General features: G+C 67.9%; 2 pseudogenes. One reads left to right on the top strand and one right to left on the bottom strand.

The features are described from left to right. Positions 1 to 148: 148 nt before the first annotated feature. A pseudogene (locus IEZ19_RS49865) lies at positions 149 to 619 on the top strand (replication-relaxation family protein); the annotation flags it as partial. Between the two features lie 480 nt (positions 620 to 1099). Here the strand turns inward: IEZ19_RS49865 and IEZ19_RS49860 are convergent. Continuing rightward, positions 1100 to 1285, bottom strand: a pseudogene (locus tag IEZ19_RS49860) (hypothetical protein); the annotation flags it as partial.

The raw sequence follows: 1285 nt of genomic DNA, 5'->3' as shown, positions 1-1285 counted from the left end.
CGAACCACAGCAACACAGTTCATAGCCGCACATTCGTTTCATTTGACTTGACAGCTACCGTGAGGCCACGAGCCGGAGCCTGCGGTCATCCGAACTCGCCGATGTCATCGACTGGCAGCGCAGCCGCCTGTCCCACCACCTTGGACGCATGGGGCGCCGGGGGCTCGTACTGGCCGCGCTCGCCCAGCACCGTATCGCCACCACCAGCCAGTTACGCCGGATGCTGCGGCCGGACGGCACGCGGCAGCTGATCTCCCGCGTCCTGAACAGACTGCGCTGCGACAGCTTCGTCGACTGCACGGTCCTGCCGGACGCGAACCGTTCACGTACCAACGCCTGGTACCTCACGCAGGAGGGAGCGCGCCTGACCCGAGACCTGCCCGTCCTGCGGGGCCGTCCTCCCTCCCCCATCACCTCGACCACCGCCGCATCACTGAAGACCCCTCACACCCTCGCCGTCGTGCGCGCCCATCTGGCTTTTGCCGAAGACGCCCGCCGGCTCGGACACGAGCACGGCCCCTGGGACTGGACCCCCGAGGCGTCCCACCCGATCGGCGAGGGCGAGCGAGTCGTGGCCGATGCCGTCATGCACTACACCGCCGCCGAGAGCGAACGCCGGTGAATGATGAGGCGCGGAAGAGGCGTACGCGATACCCCGTCCCGCTCGCGGTCGGCATCAGCTGCTACATGCTCGCCGCGATCGCGGGGCGTCTGTCCATGCCGGGGCTGAGGCCGGCGTGGCTGTACGCCGCTCTCGTCGGCGCCTCCACGCACCTGGGCGGTCTGGGGCATCCTGACACTCTCACCGTCTGGCAGCGGCTGGCGGCCTGGCGGGGGAACGAGGGGGTCGGGCCACGCCGTGGACGGTGGACTGGTGGTCGTCGCTGGGGTATGGATGGCGTGGGAGGCGTGTGATCCGTCGGACGATGGTCTGGTGTGGATGTTCCGGGAAGGGATGTCCTTGGGCCGGGGTCCAGACGAGAATCCCGGCCCGTTTACTGCGGGCCGGGATTCTGTGTTGTGCGCCTGGCTGGTGGGCGCCGGCCCGATTGCGGCGGGCCGGCGCCATCCAGCATGCGCGTCAGACGTGTTGCTGGTGTCAGTCTTCGTCGAAGTCGTCGAAGTCCCCGCGCTCGTCCTTCTCGTTGAAGTGGCGCTTGATGACGCGGAAGCTGCCGACGACTCCGTTCTTGACCTTTACGCCGTCCTCCATCTTCTCGTGGTGCTCGCCCTTCTCGCCCTTCTCGCCCTTCTCGCCCTTCTCGCCCTTCTCGCAGTTCTCGTC

Origin of the sequence: Streptomyces brasiliensis (assembly GCF_014647875.1) — a bacterium.
Classification (GTDB): domain Bacteria; phylum Actinomycetota; class Actinomycetes; order Streptomycetales; family Streptomycetaceae; genus Streptomyces; species Streptomyces brasiliensis.
The sequence above is the reverse complement of the archived record's forward strand: the minus strand, read 5'-3'. Positions and strand labels throughout refer to the sequence as shown.